Below are 5,699 nucleotides of genomic sequence, written 5' to 3'. Positions count from 1 at the left end.
AGCCCGACCACCGCCCCGTCAGGGGCGCGGGGAACTGCGCGACCAGCCCCCACCGGCCCCGCAGATCACCACACGTCCCGGCAGAGGGCCTACACCCTGCCCGAGGGAACCCGCCGGGGAGCAGGCTGCTCGGCCGCCACAGGCTCGCCGTGAGAGATACGGGGCAGCCACGAAAGCCCCCGCGGCGTCCGCCAGTTCCGCTCCCCGAGGAGCGCCATCAGGGACGGCAACAGCACCATCCGTACGACCGTCGCGTCCAGCAGGACCGCCACGCCCAGGCCCACGCCCATCTGCTGCATGTCCTGCATGGACAGGGTGCCGAAGACCGCGAAGACCGCCACCATGATCACGGCCGCTCCCGTCACCGCGCCCGCGGTGCGCGTGATGCCCTCGCGGATCGCCGCGCGGTTGTCCAGGCCCCGGTCCCGTGCCTCGCTGATCCGGGAGACCACGAACACGTGGTAGTCCATCGACAGGCCGAAGAGGACCACGAGGACGAACAGCGGCATCCAGTTCTCGATCGCCCCCACCTGCTCGGAGCCGATCAGTTCCGCGCCCCAGCCGTGCTGGAAGACCGCGGTCATCACGCCGTAGGCCGCGCCCACCGAGAGCAGGTTGAGGGCGATGGACGTCACCGCGATCACCGGCGAGCGGAAGCTGAAGAGCATCAGCAGGAACGTCACCGCCGCGATGAAGGCGAACACCGGCACGATGCCCTTGCTGAGCTGGTCGCTGAAGTCCACGGAGTCGGCGAGGTCGCCGCCGACGTACGCCTGCGCGTCCAGACCGTCGAAGGCGGCGGGCACCACGTCGTCCTTGAGTTCGCCGAGGGCCTTCTTGGCCTCGGCGCCGGTGCCGTCACCGGGCAGCGGTACGTGGATCTCGGCCACGCCCGCGTTCTTGTGGACGGTGAGCTCGGCACCCTTGCCCGCTTCCCGCACCACCTCGGCCAGCGCCTCGCGCATCTCCTTCGACCCGATGCCGGCGGCCTCGTCCGCCTTGACGACGACCCGGGCCGGGGCGGGACCGCCGGGGAACTCCTTGGTGATCTCCCGGAACGACACCGAGAGCGGGGCGTTTGAGCCGAACTGCTTCTCCAGGCCGAGCGCTTCGGTCTTCATGCCGGCGGCCGGCGCCGCGAGGGCGAGCAGCAGGGCCACCGAGGCGACGGCGAAGAGCTTCGGCGCGGCGAGCACGGGACGGAGGATCTTGCGCGCGATGCCGCCGCTGGCGTGCGCGCCCTTCTTGCTCCTGCGGTTGAGGAAGGGGATGCGCCCCGCGTTGATCCGGTCGCCGAGCGCGGAGAGCAGCGCGGGAAGCACCGTGACCGAGCCGAGCATGGCCACGCAGACCACCAGGATCGTGGCGACCGCGAAACCCTTGAAGAGCAGCAGCCCGGACAGGAACATGCCCGCCATCGCGACCATCACCGTCAGGCCGGAGACCAGGACGGCCCGCCCGCTGGTGGCGGCGGCGATCCGCAGCGCGGTCTCCGCGTCATGCCCCGCGGCCCGTTCGTCCCGCTCGCGCCGCAGATAGAACAGGCAGTAGTCGACGCCGACCGCGAGCCCCATCAGGAACATCACCGAGTACGTCGTCTCGAACAGGTGCAGCTGATGGCTGGCGAGCGAGAGCAGGCCGAAGGCGGCCACGCACGCGGTCAGCGCGAGCCCGACCGGAAGCAGCGCCGCGACCACGGCGCCGAAGGCGACCAGGAGGATGCCGAGCGCGAGGGGCACCGCGGTGAACTCGGCCTTGGCGAGGTCGTCCGAGAGCAGGTCGCCGAGCTGCTTCTCGGAGCTGGCGTCGCCGAACTGGTAGACGGAGATGCCCTTCCCCGCACCGTCGTCCTTCGCCTTCTGCACCGCGTCGAGCACCGGCTGGACGCGGTCGGCGGCCTCGTCGGACGCGCCCTTCATCTCGAAGCGCAGCAGCGCGTCCTTGCGGTCCTCGGAGGGCAGCGGCGCCTGCATCCCGCGGGTCTCGCCGGTCGCCGTAAGCGCCTTGGAGAGGTCGCTCGCCGCGTCCCGCCAGCCGTCCGCGGTGCGGGAACTGACCATGACGAGCTCACCGGCGGGCTCCTCGACGCCCGCGTCGTCCAGGATCTCGGCGGCCCGGCCCGAGTCGCCGACCCCCATCTCGTCGTCGGACGCGGTGACCATGCCCGAGGCCCCGCCGATGGTCGTGGCGAGCACGACGAAGAGCAGCCAGCCGAGGATGGCCGTCTTGCGGTGGTGGGCACTCCACACACCGAGTCGTGCCGCGAGGTTTGGCCTCATGGCTTTTTCGCCCCCATAAGTAAGCGTCGGATAAGCCGGTTGATGACGGGGACAACGCTAGAAATCCGGGGCCTGCCCACCCAGCCGCCGAAGCCCCCACTGTCCGAAGCACAGGGCGAGGTGCGGGGGTGTCGTCAGGTACACCCCGCGCTCGGGTGCCGGGGCCAATGACCGGCGCACGCCCCGGCGGCGAGAATGTGGTCATGCGACCGGAAGAGATGGGGATCAGAAAATGACGAGGGTCCGTGCGTCCTTGATCGCGGCAGCCCGCGGGCTCTACCTGGCGATCGCCACGCTCGCCGGGTCGATCACGCTCTTCGTGCTGTCGGTCGTCTCGATCGCCCTCATCGTGATCGGCGTCGGCGTCTTCACGACCCCGCCGCTCCTGACGGCCGTACGCAAGTGGGCGGACCTGCGCCGCGCCCAGGCCGGCGCGTGGTCGGGCGTACAGATCCCCACTCCCTACCGCCCGTTCCCCCCGGACCTGCGCCGGGGCATCACCGGGATAGTGGAGCGCAACTCCCTGCTCCTGAAGGACCCGGCGACCTGGCGTGACCTGCAGTGGCTGCTCGTCGACATGACCGCGGGCTTCGTCACGGTGATCTTCGCGCCGGCGCTGGTCCTCTACCCCGTGTACGGCTATGTCCTCGCCCTCGGCGTATGGGAGCCGATCGTCAACGCGGGCGGCGGAGACTGGTACGGCTTCGTCCACGTCACCTCGCAGAGCACCGCCAACATGGCCGCGCTGCTCGGCACCTCGATCGGCGTCGTCGCCCTCTTCGCTCCCCCGCACATCCTGCGCGGCCACTTCCTGCTCGCCAGGACCTTGCTGGCCCCCACCACCTCCATGCGGGAGCGCGAACTGGCCCGGCGCGTCGACCGGTTGACCGAGACCCGGCACGACGCCGTGGACTCCTCCGCCGCCGAACTGCGCCGCATCGAGCGGGACCTGCACGACGGCGCGCAGGCCCGTCTGGTCGCGATGGGCATGGACCTCGGCACCATCGAGGCGATGATCGAGAAGAACCCGGCAAAGGCCAAGGAGATGATCGCCAAGGCCCGGCAGAACTCCGGCGAGGCGCTGACCGAGCTGCGTGACCTGGTCCGCGGCATCCACCCGCCGGTGCTCGCCGAGCGCGGCCTCGGCGACGCGGTGAAGGCCCTGGCGCTGCGGCTTCCGGTGGAGACCGAGGTGGACGTGGAGCTCGCCGGGCGCGCGGACGAGCCGGTGGAGTCGGCGGCGTACTTCGCGGTGAGCGAGGCCCTGACCAACACCATCAAGCACGCGGGCGCGGACCGCGTCTGGGTCGACATCCACCACACGGACGGCCATCTGCGCATCGCGGTCACCGACAACGGCAAGGGCGGCGCGTCCGTCGGGGCGGGCTCCGGGCTGAGCGGGATCGAACGCCGACTCGGTACATTCGACGGCGTACTTGCCGTCAGCAGTCCCGCGGGCGGTCCGACCATGGTGACCATGGAGATCCCTTGCGAGTTGTCCTAGCCGAAGATCTCTTCCTGCTGCGTGACGGTCTGGTCCGGATGCTGGAGGCATTCGACTTCGAGATCGCCGCCGCAGTCGAGACCGGGCCCGAACTCACCGAGGCCCTCGCGGAGTTGGAGCCGGACGTCGCCGTGGTCGACGTCCGGCTTCCGCCGTCCCACACGGACGAGGGTCTCCAGTGCGCGCTCGCCGCGCGGCGGGCACGGCCGGGACTTCCGGTGCTCGTGCTCTCCCAGCACGTGGAGCAGCTGTACGCGCGCGAGCTGCTCGCCGACGGGAACGGCGGGGTCGGCTATCTCCTCAAGGACCGGGTCTTCGACGCCGACCAGTTCATCGACGCCGTACGCCGGGTCGCCTCGGGCGGCACCGCGATGGACCCGCAGGTCATCCAGCAGCTCCTGTCGCGCCGGTCGGCGGACCAGCCGCTCGGCAAGCTGACGCCCCGCGAGCGCGAGGTGCTCGAACTCATGGCGCAGGGACGGTCGAACGCGGCAATCGCGGCGGAGCTCGTCGTGACGGAGCGGGCGATCGCCAAGCACACGTCCAACATCTTCGGAAAGCTGGACCTCTCGGTCTCCGACGACGACAACCGGCGGGTTCTGGCCGTACTCGCCTATCTGGACCAAGGACGCTGAGAAGATCGCCCGCGGGAATCCCGGGGAATCCCGCGCGTGATTGAACGGGGTCGGCTCCTGTTGCGTACGTAGTCCCATGGGACGCACACCACGACGCACATCAAGAAAACGATCAAAACTCGCCGGGCGCGCCATCGCCGCCTCGGCGGCGCTAATCCTGGGCGGCGGCGGAATGGTCGCGGTGAATGTCTACGCGAACGCCGGGGAAAGCTCCGATTCGCCGTCCGCCAGGACACAGGCTGGCGACTGGCGCGGCAGAATGGGGCTCGCGACCATCAGCTGCCCGGATGTCGGCACCCGCCTCTCGGACGTACCGGACAGTGCCCGCGCGGACGTCGACCGGCGGCTCGCGGAGCTCGACACCCAGATCACCGCCGCGTACGAGAAGTTCTCCGACGCCCGCAGCGCCGAGCAGGCCAAGGCCGTGCTCGGACCCCTCGCGGAGCAGCGGCGGCCGACCATCGAGGGCATCGGCTCCTCGATCGGCCGGGCGGGCGGCAAGCCGCCGCGGGGCATGGACGGCATGGCGCCGTGCACCATGCGGGCCGACGACGCGGCCGGGCAGCAGCCGCCGCAGAACGGGGACAACGGCGGCGACGGCCAGCAACCCCCGCAGGACGGCGGCGGGCAGGAACAGCCCCCCGGTGACGGAGGGGACCAGCAGCAGCCGCCGGACGACGGCGACGGCCAGCAGCAGCCGCCGGACCAGCAGAACGGCAACGGACCCGAGGCCGCCGACTTCGTCGACATCAACTCCGTCCAGCCCAACGTCAACCGCCCCGGCAACCGGCGCGGCGCCTCGCGCGGCACCTTCACCACGAAATGCGGGACGAACGAGAACGGCAAGTTCAATCCGGACAATGTCATCGCCGCACCCGGCGTGAGCAATGGCGCTCACCATATGCACGATTACATCGGAAATCAGGCCACGGACGCCTTCTCCAGCGACGAGGATCTCGCGAACGGCGACACCACGTGCCGCAATCAGGGAGACAAGTCCACCTATTACTGGCCGGTCCTGCGGCTCCAGAACGGAGAGGACGAGAACGACGTCGGCGCGGACGGCGGCGGCAAGGACCAGAATGTCGGCCAGATCCAGACCCCGACCTCGGTCACGCTGAAATTCGCCGGGAATCCGCGGAGCAAGGTCGTCGCGATGCCGCGCTTCCTGCGCATCATCACCGGTGACGCCAAATCGCTCACCAACGGTGACGCGAACGCCAACGCCTCCTGGAGCTGCACCGGTTTCGAGGACCGGCAGCTGAAGGACAAGTACCCGAT

Annotated in this window: 4 protein-coding genes; 3 read left to right on the top strand and 1 reads right to left on the bottom strand. The window is 70.2% G+C overall.

Features of this window, described 5'->3' with window-relative positions:
* Nucleotides 1–89: 89 nt before the first annotated feature.
* On the bottom strand, nt 90–2,279 hold the full coding sequence (locus ACQKIP_RS38055) for an MMPL family transporter (protein WP_365852584.1): 2,190 nt from the start codon (nt 2,277–2,279) through the stop codon (nt 90–92).
* Nucleotides 2,280–2,511: 232 nt separating this feature from the next.
* On the opposite strand from ACQKIP_RS38055, the gene ACQKIP_RS38050 reads away from it, so the two are divergent.
* The 3 genes from ACQKIP_RS38050 to ACQKIP_RS38040 form a co-directional block, all read left to right on the top strand.
* Nucleotides 2,512–3,783, top strand: coding sequence for a sensor histidine kinase (locus ACQKIP_RS38050; RefSeq protein WP_365852582.1), 1,272 nt, complete (start codon nt 2,512–2,514; stop codon nt 3,781–3,783).
* Nucleotides 3,768–4,418: a response regulator transcription factor gene (locus tag ACQKIP_RS38045; protein ID WP_365852580.1), complete on the top strand. Its 651-nt coding sequence runs from the start codon at nt 3,768–3,770 to the stop codon at nt 4,416–4,418. Before ACQKIP_RS38050 ends, ACQKIP_RS38045 begins: the two co-directional genes overlap by 16 nt.
* Before the next feature lie 76 nt (nt 4,419–4,494).
* Nucleotides 4,495–5,699 (top strand): DUF1996 domain-containing protein (locus tag ACQKIP_RS38040; RefSeq protein ID WP_427745192.1); only part of this gene is annotated, 1,205 nt, incomplete at its 3' end.

Source organism: Streptomyces sp. NPDC059900, assembly GCF_050270335.1.
Lineage (GTDB): Bacteria > Actinomycetota > Actinomycetes > Streptomycetales > Streptomycetaceae > Streptomyces.
This window is presented reverse-complemented; position numbering and strand designations above follow the sequence as displayed.

Bases quoted from the DNA above. Each gene is read 5' to 3' on its own strand.
- ACQKIP_RS38055 (WP_365852584.1), bottom strand. From the start codon at position 2,279: ATGAGGCCAAACCTCGCGGCACGACTCGGTGTGTGGAGTGCCCACCAC.
- ACQKIP_RS38050 (WP_365852582.1), top strand. From the start codon at position 2,512: ATGACGAGGGTCCGTGCGTCCTTGATCGCGGCAGCCCGCGGGCTCTAC.